Raw genomic sequence first — 23,669 nt, forward strand, 5'->3', positions numbered from 1 at the left:
GTGATTCAGACCTTTCAGCAGGTGTGGAGCAGTCCCTGGCTGCGGCTCGTCGTTTATGTGCTCTTGCTCGTCGCGCTGTTTCAGGCCCTGGGCCGGATCCAGAGCGCCGTCACCACGCTGATGCTGGCTTTCGTGTTCTCCTACCTGACCAGCCCCATCGTGCGATGGTTCGAGCGGCGCAGACTGCCTCGCTTCATCGGTGTCATCGCGGTCTACGCGGGCCTGGGGCTGTTCCTGGCGTTGGCCTCGGTGCTGCTGGCCGACATGGTGGCCCAGCTCTCCGCCTTCGTCGCCAGCCTGCCCGCCATCCTGGCCCCCTTCTTCAACTGGGTCGGCGGTCTACCCGAGCAGATCGGGCGCATCCAGCTGCCCCCGGCCCTCGAGCAAGCCCTGCAACAGGCCTCGGTCTCGCTGCAGACGCTGCTCCAGGGCTTCACCCAAACCCTCCTCAACGCCTTGCGGGCCCTGCTGTCACAGGGGGGCAACGCCATCGGTTTCTTCGCCTCGGTGTTGGGTGGGGTCTTCCAGCTTTTCACGGCGCTTACCATCTCCATCTACCTGCTCTACGACCTCCCCAAGATTGGGCAGACCATGCTGCGGGCCGTGCCCCTTCCCTACCAGCCGCTGGCCCTGGAGATCGCCGGCAAGCTCGACCGGGCGGTGGGCGGATACGTGCGCGGTCAAATCCTGGTGGCGCTGTGTGTGGGAACGGTGGTGGGGGTCGGGCTGTGGATCGTGGGGATCCCGCTGGCGGCTAGCCTGGGCTTCCTGGCCTTCATCTTCAACTTCATCCCCTTCGTGGGGATCATCATCTCCTCGGTCCCGGCCATCCTGCTGGCCCTGACCCAAGACCCACCCCTGATCAAGGCGCTGCTGACCGTGCTGGTTCTGTGGATCGCCAACCAGCTCGAGGGCAACCTCTTTGGCCCCCAGATCGTGGGTAAGGCGGTCAACATCCACCCCGTGACCGCCATCTCGGCCATCCTGATCTTTGCCGGCCTCTTCGGCATCCCCGGAGCGCTGCTGGCGGTGCCTACGGTGGCGTTCGTCAAGGTTCTGTTCACGGATTACTACCTCAACAGCCGTTTTTACCGGGAGGGGTAGGGATTAAGTACCCCGCGGGAAGCTTCGCATCTTGGCTTGGCGTCTACCAAGTTTTCCCATCGGCGCGCGGATCAACGCCCCCCGCGGGGGCCCCAGATGAGGGAAAATCAAATGGAGGACACTTATACCAGATTCGGTCAGTTCGTCCCCATTCGGGGACGCCGTCCCGTTTTGGCGGGGCGGTCGACCGAAGGGTGTGCTCTAGGATTCAAAAAGATAGCCTCTGAAGGTCTTTGCTTTGGGTGATGATCTTTTTGAATCCGGTATTAGACGCAGGTGACTGTCGGCTATCTTTGCCGCAGTAGCCCCTCGATCGGCTTCGCGTGGCCCTGGCCTGGGCCTTTAGAGGGCGTACCCCTCGAAGGCTTCAGGCTCGAAGCGGCAGGCCCGGAGGTCTTCCCAGTGTAGCCAGCCCTCGCGCAGAGGAGGGAACTCCAGGAAGCTGCCCTGGGCCTTGAGGTGGAAGGCCAGCTCGCAGGGCTCGGTCACGGGCTCGAGGAAAGCCAGCAGCGCGCTGTGGTAGGTGCCGAAGCTCGACAGTGCCTGCGAGCCCACCATCACCCCCTTGCCCGCTTGCTGGGCCAGGCCCATCATGGCCAGGCTCTGGGTGTAGCCGCTGCGGGCGGGCTTGACGTTGAGGATGTCGAAGGTGTCGAGTTGCAGCTCGCGGCGCAGGTCGCGGGGGGTGAAGCAGGAGTCGTCGGCGATGAAGCGCAGCCAGCGCCTCTCGCGCAGGGCCTTGCGGGCCCTGACCTCCTCGACGGGCAGGGGTTCCTCCACGTACGACAGCCCGGCGGCGGCCCAGGCCTTGAGGTAGCGCTCGCCGCTCTCGGGCTCGAGGGTTTCGTTGGCGTCGGCGTAGAGATCGGCTTCGGGGAAGTGCTCCTTGAGCAGCTCCAGGCGCCTGAGGTCACCCTCGAGGTCGCGCCCGACCTTGACCTTGAACACCCGCACCCCCGCCTCCCAGACCGTCTCGGCATCGCGCAGCATCTCCTCGGGTTCGGCGATGCCCAGGATGTAGCTCACCCGCACTCGGGAATGGTGGGGCTCGAGGGCCTGCCACAGCTCCTGGCCCTGCGAGTGAGCCCAGGCCTCCCACAGCGCGATGTCCAGCCCGCCCTTGGTGGTGAGGTGGCCGGGAAAGCTCCGCAGCACCGCCTGGATGGCCTCGGCGTCCTCCACCTCCAGGCCCAACAGCCGGGGGGCGAGGTACTCCAGCGCGGCCAGCACGGTGGCCTGGGTTTCGCCGTAGATGGTAGGGCGCGGCGGGATTTCCGCCCGGCCTACCGAGCCGTCGGAGAGGGTGACCTCCAGCAGCACGTGCTCCATAGCCTCCATCTCGCTGGTCTTGCCCCAGCGCAGCCTCCCGCGCAAAGGGATGCGGAAGGGTCGGGCTCGGATGGCGTCAATGCTGGGCATGGATCCTCCCTACGAACTCCTCGATCTGCCGCGCTTCCTCCGCGACGCTCAGGGCCTCGGTGTCGAGGAAGAGAGCACGGGGGTGGCCCTCCAGTAAGCGCCGGGGCCCCTCGGGGTCGTAGTTCTTGCGCTCCTCGACCACGATCTTGAGCTTGGTCAGCAACTCCTGGGCGGGGAACCCCCACCCCAGGGCCTGCTCGAGCTCCTCCGCCGAGAACACCCCCTGAGCTGTGGCGCGAAGCTCGCCCTCGTCGGCGGAGTCCAGCTTCACCCGGTCGAAGTGGTCTCCGCGTCCCAGCAGGCGCGAGAGGCGGGTCAGGTCGCGGGCCTCGAGCACCACGAAGTGGGCCAGGGGGAGGTGCTCTAGCGCATAGGCCACCTCGGCTTCCCCCCGCAGGCCGTCGAAGAGCAGCGGCCAGGTGGGCAGGGTGCGGGCTTGGCTCAGGGCCTCGGCCACCCCGCCGGGGTGCGTCTGGCGGAAGCGCCGGGTCAGGGCGAAGCGTTCGGCGCGGTCGAGGGTTTTGCCCTCGACCCCGAACAGCGGCAGCACGTAGCGATCGACCACCTCGCGCCGGTCGGGCAGGGTGGGGTAGGCCAGGGCCTCGAGCAGGCTGCTCTTGCCCACGCCGGTGAGGCCCACCAGCACCAGCAGGGGTAGCTCGGGGAGGGGTCTGGCCCCGGCGGGAGCGGCTTCGGAGGGGAGGAAGAGTGGGTGGTGCATCAGACCATACCTTACCCGATGTCGCACCCGACTAACCCCTCAGGGCTTGCGAAGGGTTCACGCGAGCCCTGTTATGATGGCGTGGGTTTTGGAGGTCTCCAGGATGAAGCGAATTCTCCCACTCCTCACGTTGCTATGCGGATTGGTTTTCGCCCAGGTTCCGGCTTACCCCGAGAACACCGCCGGGCTGGGCTTCACCGTGGGCAAGAACCTGACCGTACAGGCTGGATTCAACCTGCCGCTGCTGGGCCTCGACACCGGGCTCGACCTCGAGCTCAACCCCCTGGCTGCCGGAGGGGTCGAGGTCTGGACGCTCAGCCGCCTCAACCTGATCCCGGCGTTGGTGGTGGGCGACCTCTCGATGTCGGTGGGGGCGGGCCTGGAGCTGCGCTACGCGGCCAAGAACGGGGCAACCGCTCCCTCCTTCGGCGCCCACTTGGGGCCCACAGCCACCCTCGAGCTGCCCGGCAGCGCCCTCTCGGCCTACGTGGGGCTGGGCTACCAGGGTGGCTTCAGCCTGGCCTACGGGGTGGGCTTCCGTGCTTACCTCGACCCCATCGCCCTCGAGATCGCCCTCACCGACCGCTACTGGCTCAAGCTCTCGGCGCTTTACCTGTGGTAGGGCTCGAGGCCGCACCACCTCTGCATGAGATTTCGTTTTAATCCAGCGCACCTCTTTGCCCTGCCCGCGGCAGGGCTTTTGGTGCTGTTTTTGCTCTATCCCTTCCTGGACGTGCTGCGCTTTTCGACGTGGGATTGGTCGGGGCTCTCTGAGCCCAAACCGGTGGGGCTGCAAAACTACCGCGACATCCTCAGCGATCCCGACTTCGGGCGCAGCCTGGTGACCACGCTGGTGCTGGCCCTGCTGACCCTGCCACCCTTCATCGTCCTCTCGGTGCTGCTGGCTCTGGCGCTCGACGGCCAGCGCTACGAGCGGGCCATCAAGGCGCTACTGTTTCTGCCGGGCTTGGTCACGCTAGGCGGGGCTTCGGTGGCCTGGTATACGCTGTTCTCGCCGGAGTACGGGGCGCTGGCCAGCTTGCTTCCCATCCCGCGTTGGGACCAGGAGGTGTTCTGGGCGCTGGTGCTGATCGCGCTGTTCACCCTTTGGCGACACATCGGCTACGGGGTGCTGGTGGTCTCAGCGCGCTTGAAGGGCATCCCCAGGGCCCTGCTCGAGGCCGCCGCCGTGGACGGGGCCTCGCCCGCCGAGGCCTTTCGCTACATCACCCTGCCCCTGCTGCGCCCGGCCATCACCTTCTTGGTGGTCATCGGCACGGTGCTTTCCTTGCAGTCCTACAGCGCGGTGTTCCTGCTGACGCGGGGTGGTCCCTTTGGGGGAACGCGGGTACTGGGCTACTACCTCTACGAAACCGGCTTCGAGAACTTCCGCCTGGGCTACGCTGCGGCTGTAACGGTGATCATCCTGCTCCTGACGTTGTTCTTCGCCCTGGCCCAGGCCCGGCTGCTGCGCGGGGGGGAGCATGAGTAGGGTTATGCGCAAGAGGCCAGAGACAATACACCAAACGCCGGCGGCTCGGGGTCAGGGTTTGCGGCCCTTGGCGTTGGGCGTTGGGCCTTCCTGGAGGCCCGCATGATCCGTCACCTCTTCGTCTTCACCGTGGCCTTCCTGGTGGGCCTGCCCTTTCTCTGGATGGCCTACGCGGCCTTTATCCCGCCTGAGCAGGTCTTCGCCGGGGAGTTCTTCGGCTTGCACTTCAGCCTTGCCAACTTCGCGGTGCTCTCGAGGGGGGTGTTCTGGGAGGGTTTCTGGGGGCGATTGCTGTTTTCGGTGCTGCTGTCGGGGAGCGTCACCCTGCTGCAACTGTTCACCGGATTCCTGGCGGCCTACGCCATCCGGGAGGGGGCGCGGCTGCTGCCCTTCTTCCTGGTGATGCTGACCATCCCCGCCGAATTGCTGCTGGTACCGCTGTATGGACTGCTGCAGGGGCTGGGCATCTTGGATACGGTGTGGGCGTTGGTGCTGCCCTTCGCGGCCAGCCCCTTCATCGTCTACCTGCTCTACCAGGGCATGAAGACCGTACCGGCGGAGCTGCTCGAGGCCGCCCGACTGGACGGGGCGGGCAACCGGGTGATCCTGAGCGCGATCCTGCTGCCCCTGCTGCGGCCCCAGCTCATCGCCGCCGGGGTGCTGAGCTTCGCCGCCCACTGGAACCTAGTACTCTACCCTCGCATCGTGGCCGGGAGTGAGCAGCTCAAGACAGTCCAGACCTGGATCACCGACCTCCAGCGGCAGAACCCCGCCGACTGGGGGCCCCTCTCGGCGGCGGCGCTGGCGGCCACCCTTCCCCTCATCGTGGTCTACCTGATCTACGAACGGCGCATCGTGGAGACCTTCGAGGAAGGGCTCAAGGGTTGATAGGACTGTGGTGACGCATGCCCAAAGTTTTAATCTGCCGCTGTGGCACACTATGGCAGACTTGGAGGCTAGATGCGTCGTGTTGTGATGCTGTTTGTGTTTTTGCTGGCTTTGCCGGCCTTAGCCCAGCGCCCCACCGAGATCGTCTTCTGGCATACGGCGGGTCCGCCCGCCCAGGAACTTTTCGAGGGCTTCATCAAGGAGTTCAACGCCCAGCAGAAGGACTATCGCATCACCTACCGCTACGTGGGTGACTACCGCGAGGGTGGGATCAAGCTGCTGGCTGCGCTGCGCTCGGGTGGAGCCCCCAACCTCTTCCACGGGGAGATTTCCTTCCTGGGCCGCATCGTGCAGGAGGGACTGGGGGTAGCGCTGGACGGCTACCTCACGGGGATTCCAGGCGACTTCTATCCGGGCTTCCTCGAGACCGGCAAGGTACGGGGTCAGACCTATGGCCTGCCCATCGGCTTGTCGGTGCCGGTGTTTTTCTACAACGCCGACCAGTTCGGCGCTAAGGGCCTCAAGGCTCCGACGAGCTGGGAGGAGGTGGCCAGCGCAGCCCAGAAACTCACCAGCCGGGCCGCCAAGGGGTACATCGTCTCCTCTGACATCTACAGCTTCAACGTGCTGGTGATGAGCCGGGGCGGGAGCCTGGTGAGCAAGGACGGCAAGCCCAACTTCACCGACGCCAAGGTGGTAGAATCGCTGGAGTACCTCCAGGACTTGGTAAAGAAGGGCGTCGCCCAGAGCCGCAACATCGCCGAGGCCCAGTTCTCGGTGGCCGATTTCCTGCGCACCAAGGCCTTCATGGGCGTCGCCCCCATCACCATCTGGCCCCTCATCGAAGACCGCGCTCCCATCCCCTTCAAGCTCGGCGTCACGGCGGTGCCCCGCGAGGCCGGTGGCAAGGTGCCCCTGGCCGGGGGCGTGCTGATCCCCTTCAAGGGGGTTTCCCCCGAGCAGGTCAGGGGTATCGTGGCCTTTTGGAAGTACCTGATGGAGCCGGAGAACATCGCCAAGTGGGTCAAGGCCACCTACTACATGCCCATGCGCCGTGCAGCCCAGCCGCTGCTGGAGGACTGGTACAAAGCCGATCCTCGCCGCCGGGTGGCCTTCTCCCAGGTCGAGAACGCCGACGTGTGGCTGCAGGACCCTGAGTTCGTGCTTTGGTACAGCTTCCTCGAGGACGCCCTCGAGCGGGCCCTCAAGGGGGGGATCGGCGCCAAAGCCGCGCTCGAGGAGGCGCAGCGTAAGGCGATGCAGGTGGAGCGGAAGTAACCCACAGAACCGCTTTGAACCCGGCATGGTCTCCGCCGGGGGTAAATGCAACCTGTGCCCTAGCGCTACAGGGGGGGTGGTGGTGTTGAATGACCTCTGGTTGTGGCGAGGAAAAGGAGGTAGGGCATGGAATCGGGACGTCAGGACCTGTACCGCTACGTCGTCGAGGAATTTGCCGAGGATTACCGTGAAGGCGAACTCGAGCGCCGGGAGTTCCTGCGCCGCATGGTGCTGCTGGGGGGCGGGGTCGGGGGGGCGCAGGCCCTGCTGGGCTCGCTGGGTATGGCTGCCAGCCCGGCGGAGCTGGCCCAGGCCCAGGAGGTCGTGGCCCAGGCTACCCCTCCACAGGGCCAGCCGCTGGTAGACCCCAACGATCCGGCCATCGAGGCTGAGATGATCGAGTACCAGGCCCGCGGCTTTACCCACATGGCTTACCGGGTCAGGCCTAAAGGGGTCACGGCGGCTCCGGGCATCCTGGTGATCCACGAGAACCGGGGGTTGCAGCCCCACATCCAAGACGTCGCTCGCAGGGTCGCCAAGGCAGGCTATATTGCCCTCGCTCCCGACCTCGTCTCCAGGATCGGGGGAACGGCCCGGATCACCGACACCGCGCAGATCTCCAGCTTCTTGGCCCAGACCTCTGGCGATGAGCACGTCGCCAACTTGCTCGAGGCCCTCAAGGTGCTCAAGGCCACCCCGGGAGTCCAGGCCGATCGGCTGGGGGTGGTGGGCTTCTGCTTCGGCGGCGGCCTCACCTGGCGGCTGGCCACCGAAGCGCCCGAACTCAAGGCCGCGGTGCCCTTCTACGGCCCGGCCCCCGACCTGGCCAAGGTGCCGGGCATCAAAGCGGCAGTGCTGGGCATCTACGGGGGTAACGACACCCGCATCAACGCGGGGATTCCTGCGCTCGAGGAAGCCCTCAAGAAGGCCAACATCCGCTACCAGATCAAGATCTATGAGGGAGCCAACCACGCCTTCCACAACGATACGGGGGCCAACTACAAGAAGGACGCCGCCGAAGATGCCTGGCGCATGACGCTCGAGTGGTTCAAAACTTACCTCTAGGCAGAAGTGAGCAACGGTGGGCCCCTTCAGGCCCACCGTTGCCTCCTCGAGAACCTACTTTCTCGCTTGCAAATTGGGCGTCAGGAAGGCGTTGGTGTAAAACTCGCTCGCCGGGAGGGTGGTGTTCACGCGCCCGGTGGCCTTGAGCAGGCTCAGGCTGCTGGCCCAGGCCTGGGGGTTGGAGAAGCCTAGCCCCATCTGGCGGCTGTAGGGCGATTCGTAGAGCCGGATGGAGGTGGTGAGCACCGCATAGCGCACCTCGTCGAGGTTCTGCACGTACTTTTTGGCGGCTTCGAAAGCCTTGCGCGGGTTGCTGATGGTGAAGGCCATGGCCTCCTGCGAGGCGCTAAGGAAGCGTCGGGCGAGGTCGGCGTTCTCGAGCACCCTATCTGTGCTGATGATGCCGTTGCCCGGCGAGCGGTTGTAGGGCCCGGCGGGGATCACGTTGAGCTTGACCCCCTGGCTCTGCAGGAAGACCGGCTCGTTGTTGATGAAGCCCATGGCCACGTCCACCCGCTTCTGCACCACCGCTTCGGCCTGGGTAAAGCCGATGTTGACGATCCTCACGTCGCTTTCCTTGAGCCCGGCTGCCCGCAGGATGGCCTGGAGCGAGGTCAGCGAAACCCCGAACATCCCCGGCATGCCGATGGTCTTGCCCTTGAGGTCACGCACCGACTTGATGTTCTTCTCGGCCAGCGAGAACAGGGCGTTGGGCACCGACTGGTAGAGCGCCATGACGTACTTCAGCGGGATGCCCTGCGCCCGCAGCGCGATCACGTCCTCGGCGTCGGCGACCACGAAGTCGAGCTTGCCCTGCGCGAGCAGAGGGTAAAGCTCGCTGGCAAAACCGTGCTGGAACTCGATCTCGAGGCCCTTCTTCCCGTAAATCCCCTCCACCACCCCCGCGTAGAACGGTGCAAATTGCACGTCGGGTAGGTAGCCCAACCCCACCCGCAACTTCTCGGCTTGAGCCAGCGAGAGCAGTAGCGCAGCGACGACGAAAACCCACTTTTTCATTCGAGCAAACCTCAGGTCCACACGTGCAACCCAAGCGAAACCCGGTCAGGCACGAACCGACCGACGCTACCTTAAGCCATGCGTTGTGTGGGGTTTGCGTTATGAGGTATTGGACATGCTCTGCGCTCGAGCCAGGTGACTCGAGCTTCACTCCTTCTCCCATCCCGACTTTCACGGTCGGCTTCGGAATTTCACCGAATCGGGCCTGGATGTGCCGCAGATTTCCAGGCTTCGCGGGCTGTACCGCCGGTGGAGACTTGCACTCCGCCCTGAAGGAATGGGTCTGGCGACCCGCAGTCAGTTTAATTCACTCCGTGGCAGGCTTGTCAAACGCCGATGTACAGGCAAAGGCTTTACAGGCTCCCGGCATCTACCCCCCCGCGTTCCTAAGGTAAAATCGCGCTTGTGAATGCCTTCAAGCCGCACCTGCGCGGCCTGCCCAGCTACCCTTACAAGAAGGTGGAAGCCCGCATCAAGCTCGACCAGAACGAGAGCCCCCTCGACCTTCCCCCAGCCCTCAAGCGGCGGGCGCTCGAGCGGCTGGCGGCCTTGCCCTGGAACCGCTACCCCGAGCTGCACGCCGAGGAGGTGCGGGTGAGGCTGGCCGAGTGGCTGGAGTGGCCCTTCGAAGGCATCGTGATGAGCCCTGGTTCCAACTTGATCATCCAGGGCCTGGCTCAGGCGGGTAATCGTGTTCTGGACACGGCTCCGGCTTTCCCGCACTATGCTTTTTCCGCGCAGATCGCCGCGACGCCCTACCGTGCCGTGCGGCTGGGTGAGCGCTTCGGGCTGCCGTTGGAGGAGCTGCTGGAGGCCATGGAAGGGGAGCCCGGCGTGCTGTTTTTGCCGCTGCCCCACGCGCCTACCGGCACCCTCTTCGCCCAAGCCGAGGTGGAGGCGCTGGCCGAGCAGGCCGCCCGGAGGGATTGGCTGCTGGTGCTCGACGAAGCCTATCACCAGTTCTCCGGCACCGACTATCGTTCTTTGGCCAGGGCCAACCCCAACGTGGCCCTGCTGCGCACCTTCTCCAAGGCTTGGGGGTTGGGGGGCATCCGCGCTGGGTACTTGCTGGCCTCGCCGGAGGTGGCGGCAGTGCTGCAGAACCTGATCCCACCCTTCGGTCTGCCCGCCCATACCGCCGCCATCCTGCTCACCGTGCTCGAGCAGCCCGCTTACGCCCTCGAGCGCGCCCAGGCTATCGTGCGCGAGCGCGAGCGCGTGTACCAAGCCCTGCTCGAGCACCCCACCTGGGAGGTCTACCCCAGCCACACCAACTTCCTGCTCGTCCGCACCCCGGACGCTGCCGCGGCCTTCGCGGGGCTGCTGGGGCGCGGGGTGTTGGTGCGGCGGCAGGACCATTACGCCGGGCTCGAGGGCTTTCTGCGGGTGAGCGTGGGTACGCCCGCCGAGAACGACGCCTTTTTGGAAGCCGCCTTTGCCCTGGCCGAGGTGGGGCATGCGTAGCGCGACGGTCGAGCGGGCCACCGCCGAGACCTGGATCCGGCTCACCCTGGGCCTCGATGGTCCCGTGGAGGGCAGGATCGCCACGGGGCTGCCCTTCTTCGACCACATGCTCGCCGCCTTCCAGCGCCACGGACGCTTCCACCTGGTGTTGGAGGCCAAGGGAGACCTCGAGGTCGAGCCCCACCACCTCGTCGAGGACACCGGCATCGTGTTGGGACAGGCGCTGAAGCAGGCTATCGGCGAGGGGCGGGGGCTCGAGCGCTACGGCGAGGCCAGCGTGCCCATGGATGAGACGCTGGTGCAGGCCGTGCTCGACCTCTCCGGACGACCCCATCTGGCCTTTGCGCCCGAGGAACTCGCCATTGACGGCTCTCCGGGGGGCATGAGCGCCTACCACCTGCGCGAGTTCCTGCGGGGGCTGTGCAACCACGCGGGTATGACGCTGCACCTGCGCTTGCTGGCGGGTCGGGAAGCCCACCACGTGCTCGAGGCCAGTTTCAAGGCGCTGGCGCGGGCCCTTTACACCGCCACCCGTCTCACCCGAGACGACTTACCCAGCACCAAGGAAGCCCTATGAAGACCCTGCTCATCGACTACGGCTCGGGCAATCTGCGCAGCGCAGCCAAGGCGCTCGAGGCCACCGGTTACGCGGTGCGGGTTTCCTCCGACCCCGCCGAGGCCAAAAAAGCCGACCTGCTGGTGCTGCCCGGCCAGGGCCACTTCGGCCAGGTCATGCGCTCGTTCCGGGCCTCGGGTTTCGAGGGCGTGGTGCGTGAGCATATCGCCAGCGGGAAGCCCTTTTTGGGCATCTGCGTGGGGATGCAAATCCTCTTCGAAGGCTCCGAGGAGGCCCCTGAGGTGGCCGGCTTAGGGCTGGTGCCGGGGGTTTTGGCCCGCTTCAGGGCACGCCGCGTGCCCCAGATGGGTTGGAACACGGTCGAATACCAGGGCCTTTTCCAGGCGCTGTCGGGGCGCTATTTCTATTTCGTACACTCCTACTACGCGCCCCTCGTCGAGGGTAGCGTGGGCATCACCGACTATGAAGGAACCCGCTTTACGGCGGTGTACGCCAGGGACAACCTGGTAGCACCCCAGTTCCACCCTGAAAAGAGCGGCGACAGCGGCTTGAGCCTGCTGCGGGCCATCCAGGAGTACTTCGGGAGGCTTTGATACCAGGTTCGGTCGGTTCGTTCCCGACGCCTCGGCGGCCGAGGGCTCTGGGATTCAAAGAGATAGCCTCTTGAATCCGGTATGAGGGGGTCCAGGGTTTAGCGTCTAGCCTTCGGTGCTTAGCTTTGGCGATCAGCCATCGAAGAGCGACTTCGTCTGCAACAAGTCTTGCAGCGTCACCAGCTGTCCTTGCGCGCCCACCGCGGTCGCGGCCAGCGCTCCGGCCAGGTTGCCCAGCCGCGCCGCCGTGACCAGATCCCGGCCTTCCATCACCGCGTGGGCGAAGGCGGCGGTGAAGGCATCACCGGACCCGGTAGTGTCCACGACGTTCTCCACCGGGAAGGGTTCGACGAGTTCTTGCTGCTTGGCAGTGACCACGATCGAGCCCAGAGCACCTACCTTGATCACCACGTTCTCGAGGCCATAGCCCTTGAGGGCTTCGACCCCCTCGCTGATGGAGTCGGTCTGGGTGAGGGCCAAGAGTTCCTGTTGGTTCATGGTGATGTAGGGTACGCCACGCACGTACTCCAGCAGCGGCTTTCCCACCGAACGCACCGCACCCGTGCCGAGGTCTACGAAGATGGGCAGCCCTCGCTTGCGGGCAGTATCCAGCGCCTTGACGGCGTATTCCCGCTGGGGGCCGCCCACCAGGGCGTAAGCCGAGAGCACCAGGGCGTCTACCTGGTCCAGGTGCTTGCTCTTGAACTCGGCGGCGTCGAGGTAGCGGCTGGCCCCGCCCGCCGAGATCATCGAGCGCTCGCCACCGGGCACCACCAGGATCAGCACGCTCGAGGTCTGCCGCTCGGGGTCTTCTTGCAAGTGGCGCAGGTCCACCCCGACGCGCTCGAGCTCGCTCAGGGCTAGTTGGCGAAAGGGGTCTTTGCCCACCCGCCCGGCCAGGTATACCCTGTGCCCCAGGCTGGCCAGCTGCGCCGCCAGCGTTGCCCCGGCTCCGCCGGGTTTCATCAGAGCCCGCTGCGAGGGCACCTCCTCGCCGGGTTCAGGAATTCGTTCGAGAAAGTAGATCAGATCTACGGAGACGTCCCCTAAAACAAAAAAACGCATAACCTCCGGTCCCCCTGCGCCTTGGAGTTCCTGGGTAACAAAGGCATTGTACCGCAGGAAGCTTGCTCGCGTCGCCTCGAAGTATAAGCCGGGCGAAATGAGAAATCCATAACAAGAAGGCCCCATGGCTGATGGGCGAAGCAAAGGCTCCAATGGCCTTCGACCTTTAGCTTATGGCATCCGACCCAGAAGGTGACCTGGCATACAGCAGCCACAGCCGAGTAACCTCACCTTGCAAGCGTGACACCCAATGCGCTCGAGCACTACCTGCGGGGTCTCATCCAGCACGGGATCAAGCTCTCGGTGATGCTGTGGGGGCCGCCGGGGGTGGGGAAGTCGAGCATTGTAGCCCAGACGGCCAGGGCTCATGGGCTGGATTTCATCGACCTGCGGCTTTCACAACTGGCCCCCACCGACCTGCGCGGGCTGCCGGTGCCTGAGCGTGGCGTTTCGCGCTGGTTTCCGCCGGAGTTTCTACCCCGCGAAGGGGAGGGGGTGCTCTTCCTCGACGAGCTAAACATGGCCCCACCCACCCTGCAGGGCATCGCTCAGCAACTCATCCTCGACCGCAAGGTGGGCTCATACGAGTTGCCGGAGGGGTGGTACGTGTGGGCCGCGGGCAACCGTAAGGAAGACCGGGCCGCCGTCTTCGATATGCCCGCACCCCTGGCCAACCGCTTTTTGCACCTCGAGGTCGAACCCGACTTCGAGAGCTTCAAAGCCTATGCCTTCCGCAACGGGATCCACGAGCGCATCCTGGCTTTTTTGGCCTTCCGCCCGGCGCTGCTGCACCAGCTCGACCCCAAGAACCCGGCCTGGCCCAGCCCGCGTAGCTGGGAGATGGCCTCGCAGTTGCTCAGAGCCGGGCTAGACATCGCCCCGGTGGTGGGCCAGGGAGCCGCTGCCGAGTTTGCGGCCTTTGAGCAGGTCTATGCGGCGCTGCCACAGCTCACCGACATCCTCGAGGGCCGCAGCGACAAGACCTTCCCCGCCGAGCCCTCTGCCCGCTACGCCCTGACCCTGGGCCTGACCCTGCGGGCCGAGAACGCCCAGCAGGCCCTGCACGCTTTCCGCTGGATGGTGGAGGTTGCTCCGCCCGAGTGGGTGCAGCTGTTCGCCTGCGACCTGTTTAACCGGTTGCGCCAGCGCGGGCGGTTGGGCGAGCTGGCGCAGCTGCGCCAGGCTGAACCGAAACTCGGGGAGTTCTTGAGCAAGTTCCGCGAGCTGGTGTTTTAGGATGAACGCGCTGCTCGAGGCCACCCAGGCCACCACCCCTCCCCGGCGATTGGCTCAGCTGGCGACCCACCCTGCCGCCGAGGTGCGCCGGGCGGTGGCGGCCAACCCCAACACCCCTACCCAGGTGCTGCTGCGGCTGGCGGTGCACTTCCCCGAGGAGGTGCTGCGCAACCCGGTGCTCGAGCTGCTGCTGCTGGAGAACCCCAACTTGTTGGCCGAGATGCGCCCGGAGAGCCGCGACCGCCTGCTGGGCAGCCCGGCCTGCTGGCCTGAGTTCGTGCGCTGGGCCTTGAAGTATGCAGAGGAGGAGGCGCTGCTGGCGCTGTGCCGCAACCCCTTGCTCTCGCCCGAAGTGCTCGAGGCCCTGCGGAGCCACCCCAGCGAGAAGGTGCAGCAGGCCGCCCGCCTTCACCTTGCTTTCTCGGGGGAGGAGGTCCCTGCTGAGCTTGCTTTACGCGAGCTGTCCACCGAGGCCGATGGCACCCAGCTCTTCGATGCCCTGGCGCTGGGACTGGTGCCGCCGTGGTTGCTGGGACGTATCGCCCGGGCCCCGGACTACGCCCTGCGGCAGGCGGTGGCTGCCCACCCCCAGACCCCACCCGAGACCCTGGCCCAGTTGCTGCTGGACGAGGTGGAGGAGGTGCGGCGGGCGGCGGCGGAGAACCCCCGCACCCCCCGCTCGGCCCGGCGCTTCGCCCACGACCTGCTGGTAGGCCGACCCCTACCCCCCGAGCGGCTGCTCGAGCTGTCCGAGCGAGTTCCGGGGTTGCGCCCGCTGCTCCTGTCCCACCCCAGCTTCCCCTCCAGGGCCCTGCAGGGCTTGGCCTTCGACGAGGACTGGCGCATACGGCAGGCGGTAGCGCGGAATCCCCATCTGGACAGGCGTTTGCTACGCCGCCTGGCTCAGGACCCCGACCGTGACGTGCGCCAGGCGGTGGCCGCCAACCCCAGGACCCCTCCCGACCTGCTCGAGCGCCTGCTGTGTGACGGCGACGAGGAGGTGCGACGGGCCGCTCTCTCCAATCCCGCGGTGCCGCGCCAGACCCTGGCCTGGCTCGAGCGCCTGCGCCGGGCCGACCCCAGCCTGAGCCCCGAGTTGCTGGCCCGTTTGGCGCTGGAGAAGCCCTGGGCCCGGCGATGGGCGGCGCTCCACCCGGCCCTGCCCGAGGGGGTGCTGGAGAGCTGCGCTAAGGACGCGGAGTGGCAGATCCGGCAAGCGGTGGCGCACAACCCCAATACCCCGGCTTCGGTTCTGGCCCTGCTGGGCGCCGACCTCGACCACGACGTGCGCCAGGCGGTGGCCCAGCACCCGCGCACGCCGCCTGAAACCCTGGCCGCGCTCTCCCAGGACGAAAACCCCGAGGTGCGCATCCGGGTGGCCCGCCGCCCGGGGATTTCACCGGTGCTGTTGGAGCGGATGGCCGAAGACGCCCACTGGATGGTGCGCCAGGCCGTGGCCCAGAACCCCGCCACCCCACCCCACGTCCTGCGCCGGCTCTTCGAGGATGCCGACCGCGACGTGCGGCAGGCGGCGGGGGACAACCCTGCCCTTCCCCTCTCGGCCATCCAGGCCCTGTTTGCCCCGCTTCTGGAGGCCCTGCCCTCGGCTCCCCTGCTCTACCGGCGCATCCGCGCTCAGCGCTCCCCCGTGGATCCGGCGGTGCTGGCCCACCTGGGGCGGGGAGAGGAGTGGAGCCGCCAGCTGGCGGCCCGTCACCCCGACACTCCCCTGCAAACCCTGCTCGAGCTGCTCTCCGATGAGAACTGGCGGGTGCGCCAGGCCCTCACCCACAATCCCGCCCTGCCCGCGGAGCTGCTGGCCTTGCTGGCTCAGGATAGCGACGCTGACGTACGCCAGGGGGTAGCCCTGCACCCCTCGGCCCCCGGCGAGGTGCTGCTGGCTCTGGCCCGCGACGAGCACCTCGAGGTGCGCCGGAAAGCGGCCCAGAACCCCGCCCTGCCCGTGGAGGCCCAGTTGTGGTTGCTGCTCGACGAGGACGAGAGTCTGCAGGCGGTCGTGCGGCGCAATCCCAGCCTCTGTTCCCGAACCCTCGAGCTCGCCCGCCGGGCCCTGGCGCTGCAGCCGCTCGAGCCGATGGTGCTCGAGCAACTCGCCAGGGGCTCGGCCAACTGCCGCCGCCTGGCCGCGGCCAACCCGTCGGTGCCGCGGGCGGCGTTGGAGCGACTGGCCTGTGACACCGACTGGCGGGTGCGCCAAGCCGTAGCCCACAACCCCGCCACCCCGCCCGAGCTCCTCGCCACGCTGGCCACCGATACCGACCGCGACGTGCGGCAGGCGGTGGCCGCTCATCCTGCGGTGGCGCGGGAGGCGCTCGAGGGCTTGCTATCTGATCCCGATGAGCTGGTGCGGCGCAGCGCCTGGCGCAACCCCCGCGCGGACGAGAGCCTGCGCCGGGCCAGCCGGGAACGCCTGCTGCGGGAGGCTTGTCGCTCGCGCTACAGCCTCAACCGGGCGGTAGCCCTGGCCCACCCCGAGGTCCCGGTGGCCGAGCTGCGCAAGGTGCGCAATTGGGCGGCGGGGGAGTGGCTGGTGCGCTACGCGCTGGCCTCCAACCCCTCCACGCCGCTCGAGATCCTGCGCTACCTGGCGACCTTCGACGGTAACCGGGTCGTGCGACAGGCCGCACGGGAGCGCCTGCGCAGCAAGGAGGTCCCATGAGCGACACCCTAGAGCGCCGCCTCTCGGCAGCCCTGTTGCGCATTCGCAGCCGCTCGCCCTTCTTCGCCACCCTGGCGCTGTTTGCCCGCTTTCGCCCCTCGCGCGAAGTGATCACTGCCGCCACCGACGGGCACGACGTGTACTACAACCCGGCTTTCATGAACAAGCTCTCCGAGCGCGAACTCGAGGGGGTCTTGCTGCACGAGGTCCTGCACGCCGCTCACCTGCACGTCACCCGGCGCTCGCTGCGCAATCCCCAGCTCTGGAACATCGCTGCCGATATCGTGGTCAACGGCATCCTGCGCGATCATGGCTTCGAACTGCCGCAAGGAGCGCTGTTCGACCCAGCCCTCGAGCGCTACAGCGTGGAGGAGGTCTATGCCCTATTGCTCAAGCACAGCCAAAAATACGAGCTACCTGGCCTGGACCTGCTCGAGGCCGCTCCTGCCGACGCCGAGGGGGCCGAGGAGGAATCCCGGCGTTCGCGGGCCGGAGGACTGGGCGATGACTCGATGAGCGAGGCCAGGAAAAGCCGACTCGAGGCCCACTGGGCGCGGGCCAACCAGCAGGCTGCCGCCTTGGCGCGGGGCCTGCACAAAGGGGATACCCCGGCGGGGCTCGAGCGCCTGCTGGCGGCGGCCAGCCCGCCCCGGCTAGACTGGCGGGCCATGCTCTGGCGCTTCCTCACCGCCACCCCCACCGACTTCGAGGGTTTCGACCGGCGCTACATCGGTCGGGGGCTTTACCTCGACGCTTTGCAGGGCCACAAACTGCGCCTTTACCTGGCCGTAGACACCTCGGCTTCGGTCGATGACGCTCAGGTGCGGGCTTTCCTGGCCGAGGTGCAGGGCATCCTGTGGGCTTATCCCCAGCTCGAGTGCTGGCTTTACTATGCCGATGCCGCCATCTACGGTCCCTACGTCCTGGGTCCGGGCGACCCCATCCCCACCCCTCGAGGCGGTGGCGGCACCGACTTTCGCCCCTTCTTCCAGGCCGTACACGAGGTCCACGAGGACTACCTGGGCGGGGTGTGCGTCTACCTGACCGACGGCTACGGCGACTTCCCCCCTGAGCCCCCCGAGCTTCCGGTGCTGTGGGCCATTACGCCGGGTGGTGTGGACCTCGAGAACCTTCCCTTTGGCGAGGGCGTGAGGTTGGTGGGGTGAGGCCCTCGAGCCCCGCCTGGTAGAGCTTCTCCAGATCGGTTTCCCCGAATTCGAGCTGGTACTGGTAAGCCGCCCGCAGGATACGCCCGAATTCGGGGCCTGGGCGGTGACCCCGTGCGATCAGGTCGCGGCCTTGTAGCAGGGGCTTGATGGGTACGGGCTGGGGCTCGAAAAACTTCCAGGCTTCTTCGGGGCGGCGCTCGCCGGCGTCGGCTCGGCAGAGGGCCTCGAGTGCGGCCAGGTGGCTCCCGGCCTCGGCCTGGAAGCGGCGGATGGCTTTGGGGGTGGGCTTGGTGAGGGCTGGGACCATGTGCAGCGCGGTGGTAATCACCAGCTCGTCGCGCAGGGCGGTGGACAGCCGCAGGTCGCGGGCGATGCGGGGGATGAGCCTCGAGCCCACGAGCTCGTGGCCGTGGAAGCTGTACCAGCCCTCCTCCTTCCACTTCGCGGTGTCCTTCTTGCCGATGTCGTGCAGCAGGGCGTGCCAGCGGTAGGGGGGCGGGGCCCGGTCCACCACCTGCATGACGTGGGTGAACACGTCGCCCTCGGGGTGCCAGCGCGGGTTCTGCCGCAGCAGGTGGGTGTCCTCGAACTCGGGGATGAGCCGCTGGAGGATCTCGAGGTCGTAGAGGTAGCGCAGGAAGCGGCTGGGGGTGGGGTCCTTGAAGGCCTTGTCGAGTTCGGCGGTGACCCGCTCCACCGCCACGTGGCTGAGCACCTCGGGCGCGGCCTCGCGGGCGGCCTCGAGGGTCTCGGCCTCGATCTCGAAGCCGTAGCGGGCGGCAAAGCGTCCAGCCCGGATCACCCGCAGGTAGTCCTCACGGAAGCGCTGGCGTGGGTCGCCCACCGCTCGGATCAGCCCGGCCTCGTAGTCGCGCTGCCCCTCGAAGGGGTCCACCACCTCCCCCTTAGCGCTCATGGCGATGGCCCCAATGGTGAAGTCACGGCGGGAGAGGTCCTCGAGGATGCTCCGTCCCCAGGCCACCTTGGCCCGGCGCCCGTAGGTCTCCACGTCGCGGCGAAAGGTGGTGACCTCGAAGGGGTGGTGTTCGATGAGCACGGTGACGGTGCCGTGCTCAATCCCGGTGGGTACGGCCTCGAGCCCGTGTGCCTTGGCCAGCCGCAGGGTCTCCTCCGGGGGAGCCGAGGTGGCGAAGTCGAGGTCTTCGGGTTCGTGGCCATACAGGATGTCGCGCACTGCGCCTCCGACCAGGTACAAGTCGGGTAGAAAACCGAGCAGTTGCATGACTTCGCGGTAGTCTTTCATCGTCGGCGCCAACGGTTATACCAGATTCAAAAAGATACTCTTCAAAACCAAAACCCAGAGGCTATCTTTTTGAATCCCAGAGCACTCCCTTCGGTCGGGTTAGTTCGTCACCATTCGGTGACGAACTAACCGAATCTGGTATTACAGAGTACTGGTCGCTGGTCGATCGTCGATAGTCCAGCGTGGCTCGTACGTCCTACGTAGCCGTAGGACGCCAACCGCCTTGGGCTGCTAGCCTTTCGTCGGTGGCGTGATCTCGAGCAGCCCTTGCACCGGGTGCTTCTTGCCGATCTCGAGCGCCAACCGCAGCAGGTAGACCACCGAGGCCGCGTCCCAGGCCTGAGGGCGGCAGGCGGCGGGGTAGGGGACCGGGGGCTCGCCCTCGTGCCTGGGGTAACCCCCGACCAGCTCGGGCAGGCGCAGGTCGGGCTGGGTCATGGCCAGGCGGAACAGGGCCTCACAAACCTTCAGGGCTTCGTCGTAGAAGCCATAACGCGCCAAGCCCCCCGCGAAGATGGCGGTGTCGTGAGGCCAGACCGAGCCGTTGTGGTAGGAGAGGGGGTTGTAGCGGACTTCGCCCGCACCCAGGGTACGCAGGCCCCAGCCGCTCCACAGCGCTTCGGAAAAGAGCGTGCGCACCAGCCGGGGGGCTATCTCCTCGGGCACGATGCCGCTCCACAGCAGGTGGCCGGGGTTGGAGGAGAGCACCTCGAGGGGCTTTTTCTCCCCGTCGAGGGCCATGGCGTAGGTGCCCAGCTCCTCCAGCCAAAACTTCTGATGGAACAGCGCCCTCAGCCGCGCGGCCCGGGCCTGCCAGCGCTCGGCCTGGCTCGGTTGGCCCAGGGCGCGGTAGAACTGCGCGGCGGCCTGATAGGCGGCGTAGGCGTAGCCCTGCACCTCGCAAACGCTGAGCGCCCCTTTGGCCAGCGAGCCGTCGCGATGACTTTGCGAGTCGCCTGAGTCCTTCCACGACTGCACCGTCAGGCCCCTCTCGTTGGGGAAGAACTCCAGCAGCCCGTCGCCGTCGGGGTCGGCGTAGGTGCTCATCCACTCCAGCGCCGCCTCCCAGTTGGGCTTCAGCGCCTTCACCAGCTCGAAGTCCCCACAGGTGCACCAGTACTCGTGCAGCAGCATTACGAACAGTGGAGTGGCGTCGACGGTGCCATAGTAGCGGCCAAAGGGCACTTTGCCAGTGCGAGAGAGCTCTCCCTGTCGCACCTCGTGCAGGATCTTGCCGGGTTCCTCGTCGCGGAAGGGGTCTACCACCTGCCCCTGGTGCTTGGCCAGGTAGCTCAGCACGCCCCTGGCCACGTCGGCACCCCAGGGCAGCAGCATGTAGGCGCTGATGAGCGAGTCGCGCCCGAAGGGGCAGACGAACCAGGGGATGCCGGCGGCGGGGAAGTAGCCCTCGGGCAGCGAGAACAGCAAGGCCCTGAGATCGCGGATGGCCTGCTCGAGCACCCTTTGGCTGTGGCCGCCCTCGAGGTGCAGCGGGAAGCGGCGGGCCCACTCCTCGTAGCTTGGCAGCTCGGGGCCGTGGGTGTGGAAGGGGCTGTCGAAAGTGCCCCTGACCTCGACGTGGGCCTGCTCCTTGGGCTTTAGGGCGAAGCGCCAGATGCGATTGGGTGAGTCGGGGGTGAAGTCGAGGCGGGTGGCGACCTCGAGGCCGTCCTCGGCGGTGTAGGTGAAGCCGCTCACGGCGCGCTGTGCGCGATGCCAGCCCCGCGCTTCGAAGAGGTCCATGAAGTCGGCGGCGGCTTCCAGGCCGATCTCCACGCTCTGGGGCTGCAACGAGGTGTTCTCCAGCTCGAGGCGCTCGCGAAAGCCCCCGCGCTCCAGCACCAACTCCCGGCGTAGCCCCACCACCTGCGAGGGTCCTTCGATGTGGCTCCAGTGCTGCACCAGCCGGTCGGGGCGGGGGGTCTCGGAGACCAGCAGGCTGAACCCCGGCAGCCTCCACACGTAGCGCGAGAGGTAGCGGGTGTCGTGGCGGTAGAACCCCCGCTCCCCGCCATCGATCATGCCTTGATCGGACAAAACGGCGTAGGTGTCGTCTTCTTTGAGTGGCAGCATGAAAAAACCTCATTTGCAGCGGATAGCCGGTAGCCCCGCAGCTTTACTGCTGACCATCAGCCTTTCAAAGCACTCGTCGAAACCCCCTCGACGAAATAGCGCTGGAACACGACGAAGAGGATGACGATGGGGATCATCGAGAGGAAGGCGCTCGCCAGCATCAGGCCCCAGTCGCCCGCCGCGCCGTAGGCACTGCGGAAGAAGGACAGGCCCAGCGGCAGGGTGTAGTTGCCCTGCTGGCCCGACAGCACCACCGCGGCCTTGAAGAACTCGTTCCAGATCCCCTGGAAGGTCATGATGGTCAGGGCCCCCAGCGCGGGCGTGGCCATGGGCAAGATGATGCGGAAGAAGGTGGTGATGGGGTTGGCCCCGTCGATGAGGGCCGCTTCCTCGATCTCGCGCGGGATGGACTCGAAGAACTGCTTCATCAAGAACACTTTGGCCATGTCGATGCCGATCCACACGATCATGCCCCACAGGCTGCCCAAGAGGCTCAGGTCGCGCAGCACCAGGTAGTTGGAGATGAACATCGCCTGCTGTGGTACCGCCATCAGCAGGATGATCAGCGCGAAGAGCAGGCCCTTGCCCGGCAGGTACATGCGGGCGAGGGCATAACCGGCCAACGAGGCGAAGACCAGGTTGATCAGCACCGCCATCAGGCTGACGAAGAAGCTGTTGGCGGTCCAGCGCAGGAAGAAGCTCGAGCCCGTGTTGGGGTCGCGGGCCTCGCGGAAGACCCGCACGTAGTTCTTGAAGGTATAGCCGAAGAAGCCCGGGGCGGCGGAGTCCCAGCTTGCCACCCTTCCGCGGCGCTCGAGGCGGTTGGGGTCGAGGGTGGCGGTGAGGAAGGTCTGGCCACGGGGAGCTTCGACGTCGAGCGGCAGGCGCGCAGCGGTGGGGAGCTCCTGAGCGGCATCGCTCCTGGGGTAGCTGATGGTGAAGCGGTAGGTCACGATCTGCCCAACTTCATCGCCGATGCGCTCTGGGCGACGACTCACCTCCTCTACGGGCGAGACCCGGGCGTAGCGGCTGGCCTGCACCTCGTCGAAGATAGCCCCCAGGCCGGCCCCAGCCCGGCGCTCGGGGACGGTCACGGTGGGGGGCGTGGGCTCGGTGCCCTCGGGCACGAAGTAGCTGACCTCGAAGGGAATGTTGGCTCCCGGCGCGAAGCCGCCCAGCCAGGGGTTGCCTGCCCCCTGCTGGCCCAGCTTCCAGGCGGCGAGCCAGTTCTTGGGCAGCACCTGGGCGAAGGTGGTGCGGAAGGGCCACTCGAGGGGGTTGTCCTTGAGGCTGCCCAGGAAGGCTACGTAGAAGGGGCCGACGAAAAAGACGCCCAACGCCAGCATGGCCCCGTAGATCCAGCCTGCCCTGGCCCAGCGCTGTCTTGCCAGGTGACGCTCGTCCAGTTTGCCTTGGGGTTTCATCGCTTGCGTCGCCATGGCTCACCCCCTAGTGGGCCTTCTCCGAGATGCCAAAAGTCCGCTGCAGGAAGACCACCACGAAGGTCAGCACGGCCAGGACCAGGGCCGCTGCCGAAGCCATGCCGATCTGCCCCTCTCCGCTGAAGACGCTGTTGTAGACGTAGTAAGCCATCACGATGATGGAGTTGAGGGGGGCAGAGTCGCCCATCAGGGCTACCTGGTCGAACATCTGTAGGGTGCCGATGAGCGAGAGGGTGACCACCAGAAAAGTCACCGGGCGCAGCATGGGCACCGTCACCCAGAAGAACTGCTGCACAGGCGAGGCCCCGTCGATGGCCGCCGCCTCGTAGACGCTTTTGGGAATGTCCTGCAGCCCGGCCAAGAAGATCAGCATCAGGGTGGGGATGGTGGTGAAGATGTTGAGCATCACGATGCTCCACAGCGGGATGGGCAGCCCCAGGAAGGAGTCGGGGTTGGTGAGCCAGGTGAACTCCGGGGGCCGCGCCTCGCGCGGCCCGACCAGGCCCATAGCGCCCAGCAGCCAGGTCAGGGCGATGGCCACCACCGCAGAGATGGCGGCCAGGGCAGGGTCGGTGGGGGCTACCGGCAGGCCGCGCATGCGCTCGAGGCCCACCTGCACCGCCTGGGCCAGGACGAAGCTACCCACCAGGGCCAGGATCACCGGGGAATGGGCGCTCACCCAGCCGATGAAGGTGTTGAGAAAGCCGGTTTTCTGGAAAAACCAGATGGCGATCACCGTCACCGCGGCCGAGGAGAGCACGCTGGGGATGTAGTAGACCGTGCGGAAGAAGGTGATCCCGCGCAGGCGCTGGTTGAGCACCGCCGCCGTGGCCAGGGCCAGGAAGGTCTGGATGGTGGTCACGACCAGCATGAAGCCGATGGAGTGTTGCAGGGCCAGCAAAAACCGCTCTTCGCCAAACAGGTTGATGAAGTTTTGCAACCCCACGAAGTTGTAGCTATCCCTGAGGGTGGTTTTGTCGGTGAAGCTGAACCAGATGGTGCGGACGAAAGCGAAGATAAAAAAAATCAGCAGGTGCAGCAGAAACGGGGATATGAACAGCAGCGCGTACAGCGCCTCAGTGCGTTTGGAGCTCGGCATGGTTCACCCCGAACTGGGCGCGA

At 66.4% G+C, this 23,669-nt stretch carries 20 protein-coding genes and 1 riboswitch; of the genes, 12 read left to right on the plus strand and 8 right to left on the minus strand.

Annotation, left to right across the window (positions count from 1 at the left end; genetic code table 11):
* On the plus strand, nt 1–1,104 hold the full coding sequence (locus B047_RS0102790) for an AI-2E family transporter (RefSeq protein WP_018465431.1): 1,104 nt from the start codon (nt 1–3) through the stop codon (nt 1,102–1,104).
* A 342-nt stretch (nt 1,105–1,446) separates the two neighbouring features.
* Here the strand turns inward: B047_RS0102790 and B047_RS0102795 are convergent, their stop codons facing one another.
* Nucleotides 1,447–2,523, minus strand: a complete 1,077-nt coding sequence (locus tag B047_RS0102795) for an enolase C-terminal domain-like protein (RefSeq protein WP_018465432.1) — start codon at nt 2,521–2,523, stop codon at nt 1,447–1,449.
* Nucleotides 2,510–3,244: an AAA family ATPase gene (locus tag B047_RS0102800; RefSeq protein ID WP_018465433.1), complete on the minus strand. Its 735-nt coding sequence runs from the start codon at nt 3,242–3,244 to the stop codon at nt 2,510–2,512. Before B047_RS0102800 ends, B047_RS0102795 begins: the two co-directional genes overlap by 14 nt.
* 103 nt (nt 3,245–3,347) lie before the next feature.
* On the opposite strand from B047_RS0102800, the gene B047_RS0102805 reads away from it, so the two are divergent.
* The 5 genes from B047_RS0102805 (at nt 3,348) to B047_RS0102825 (ending at nt 7,967) form a co-directional block, all read left to right on the plus strand.
* Nucleotides 3,348–3,866, plus strand: coding sequence for a hypothetical protein (locus B047_RS0102805; protein ID WP_026234518.1), 519 nt, complete (start codon nt 3,348–3,350; stop codon nt 3,864–3,866).
* Nucleotides 3,867–3,890: 24 nt separating this feature from the next.
* On the plus strand, nt 3,891–4,736 hold the full coding sequence (locus B047_RS0102810) for a carbohydrate ABC transporter permease (protein WP_018465435.1): 846 nt from the start codon (nt 3,891–3,893) through the stop codon (nt 4,734–4,736).
* A 102-nt stretch (nt 4,737–4,838) separates the two neighbouring features.
* The gene (locus B047_RS0102815; protein ID WP_018465436.1) at nt 4,839–5,624 is read left to right on the plus strand and encodes a carbohydrate ABC transporter permease; all 786 of its coding nucleotides are present in this window, start codon (nt 4,839–4,841) and stop codon (nt 5,622–5,624) included.
* Nucleotides 5,625–5,696: 72 nt separating this feature from the next.
* The gene (locus B047_RS0102820) at nt 5,697–6,902 is read left to right on the plus strand and encodes an ABC transporter substrate-binding protein (RefSeq protein ID WP_040778866.1); all 1,206 of its coding nucleotides are present in this window, start codon (nt 5,697–5,699) and stop codon (nt 6,900–6,902) included.
* 126 nt (nt 6,903–7,028) lie between these two features.
* Entirely contained in the window at nt 7,029–7,967 is a 939-nt protein-coding gene (locus tag B047_RS0102825) for a dienelactone hydrolase family protein (protein WP_018465438.1), read from the plus strand.
* A 54-nt stretch (nt 7,968–8,021) separates the two neighbouring features.
* Here B047_RS0102825 and B047_RS0102830 read toward each other — a convergent pair whose 3' ends face one another.
* A complete protein-coding gene (locus B047_RS0102830) occupies nt 8,022–8,984 on the minus strand; it encodes an ABC transporter substrate-binding protein (protein ID WP_018465439.1) in 963 nt (320 codons plus the stop codon).
* 147 nt (nt 8,985–9,131) lie between these two features.
* Nucleotides 9,132–9,265: riboswitch (FMN riboswitch) on the minus strand.
* Between the two features lie 124 nt (nt 9,266–9,389).
* Between B047_RS0102830 and B047_RS0102835 the strand changes: the two genes are divergently transcribed.
* The 3 genes from B047_RS0102835 to hisH are packed head-to-tail and all read left to right on the plus strand — an operon-like array spanning nt 9,390 to nt 11,618.
* A complete protein-coding gene (locus B047_RS0102835) occupies nt 9,390–10,448 on the plus strand; it encodes a pyridoxal phosphate-dependent aminotransferase (RefSeq protein WP_018465440.1) in 1,059 nt (352 codons plus the stop codon).
* On the plus strand, nt 10,441–11,025 hold the full coding sequence (gene hisB, locus B047_RS0102840; protein ID WP_018465441.1) for an imidazoleglycerol-phosphate dehydratase HisB: 585 nt from the start codon (nt 10,441–10,443) through the stop codon (nt 11,023–11,025). The genes B047_RS0102835 and hisB overlap by 8 nt, the downstream gene beginning before the upstream one ends.
* On the plus strand, nt 11,022–11,618 hold the full coding sequence (gene hisH, locus B047_RS0102845) for an imidazole glycerol phosphate synthase subunit HisH (RefSeq protein WP_018465442.1): 597 nt from the start codon (nt 11,022–11,024) through the stop codon (nt 11,616–11,618). The genes hisB and hisH overlap by 4 nt, the downstream gene beginning before the upstream one ends.
* A 132-nt stretch (nt 11,619–11,750) precedes the next feature.
* On the opposite strand, the gene B047_RS0102850 is transcribed toward hisH, so the two are convergent.
* Complete coding sequence (locus B047_RS0102850; protein WP_018465443.1) at nt 11,751–12,683, minus strand: carbohydrate kinase family protein; 933 nt, start codon at nt 12,681–12,683, stop codon at nt 11,751–11,753.
* A 240-nt stretch (nt 12,684–12,923) separates the two neighbouring features.
* Here B047_RS0102850 and B047_RS0102855 point away from each other — a divergent pair, with 240 nt between their 5' ends.
* Genes B047_RS0102855 through B047_RS0102865 form a run of 3 tightly spaced genes read left to right on the plus strand, consistent with a single transcriptional unit; the run spans nt 12,924 to nt 17,765 of the window.
* The gene (locus tag B047_RS0102855) at nt 12,924–13,919 is read left to right on the plus strand and encodes an ATP-binding protein (RefSeq protein ID WP_018465444.1); all 996 of its coding nucleotides are present in this window, start codon (nt 12,924–12,926) and stop codon (nt 13,917–13,919) included.
* 1 nt (nt 13,920) lies between these two features.
* Complete coding sequence (locus tag B047_RS0102860; RefSeq protein ID WP_018465445.1) at nt 13,921–16,599, plus strand: variant leucine-rich repeat-containing protein; 2,679 nt, start codon at nt 13,921–13,923, stop codon at nt 16,597–16,599.
* Complete coding sequence (locus tag B047_RS0102865; protein WP_018465446.1) at nt 16,596–17,765, plus strand: vWA domain-containing protein; 1,170 nt, start codon at nt 16,596–16,598, stop codon at nt 17,763–17,765. The genes B047_RS0102860 and B047_RS0102865 overlap by 4 nt, the downstream gene beginning before the upstream one ends.
* Here B047_RS0102865 and B047_RS0102870 read toward each other — a convergent pair.
* The 4 genes from B047_RS0102870 to B047_RS0102885 all read right to left on the minus strand — a co-directional run bounded on the left by B047_RS0102870 (nt 17,701) and on the right by B047_RS0102885 (nt 23,646).
* Entirely contained in the window at nt 17,701–19,032 is a 1,332-nt protein-coding gene (locus B047_RS0102870) for a CCA tRNA nucleotidyltransferase (RefSeq protein ID WP_018465447.1), read from the minus strand. The two genes, B047_RS0102865 and B047_RS0102870, sit on opposite strands and share 65 nt — an antisense overlap.
* A gap of 231 nt (nt 19,033–19,263) precedes the next feature.
* Nucleotides 19,264–21,105 (minus strand): amylo-alpha-1,6-glucosidase, encoded by a 1,842-nt coding sequence (locus B047_RS0102875; protein ID WP_018465448.1) that lies wholly within the window; start codon nt 21,103–21,105, stop codon nt 19,264–19,266.
* Between the two features lie 56 nt (nt 21,106–21,161).
* A complete protein-coding gene (locus tag B047_RS0102880; protein WP_040778869.1) occupies nt 21,162–22,544 on the minus strand; it encodes a carbohydrate ABC transporter permease in 1,383 nt (460 codons plus the stop codon).
* Nucleotides 22,545–22,554: 10 nt separating this feature from the next.
* Nucleotides 22,555–23,646, minus strand: a complete 1,092-nt coding sequence (locus tag B047_RS0102885) for a carbohydrate ABC transporter permease (protein WP_018465450.1) — start codon at nt 23,644–23,646, stop codon at nt 22,555–22,557.
* Nucleotides 23,647–23,669: the final 23 nt, after the last annotated feature.

This window comes from Calidithermus timidus DSM 17022 (assembly GCF_000373205.1).
In the GTDB taxonomy this organism is placed as follows: Bacteria; Deinococcota; Deinococci; order Deinococcales; family Thermaceae; genus Calidithermus; species Calidithermus timidus.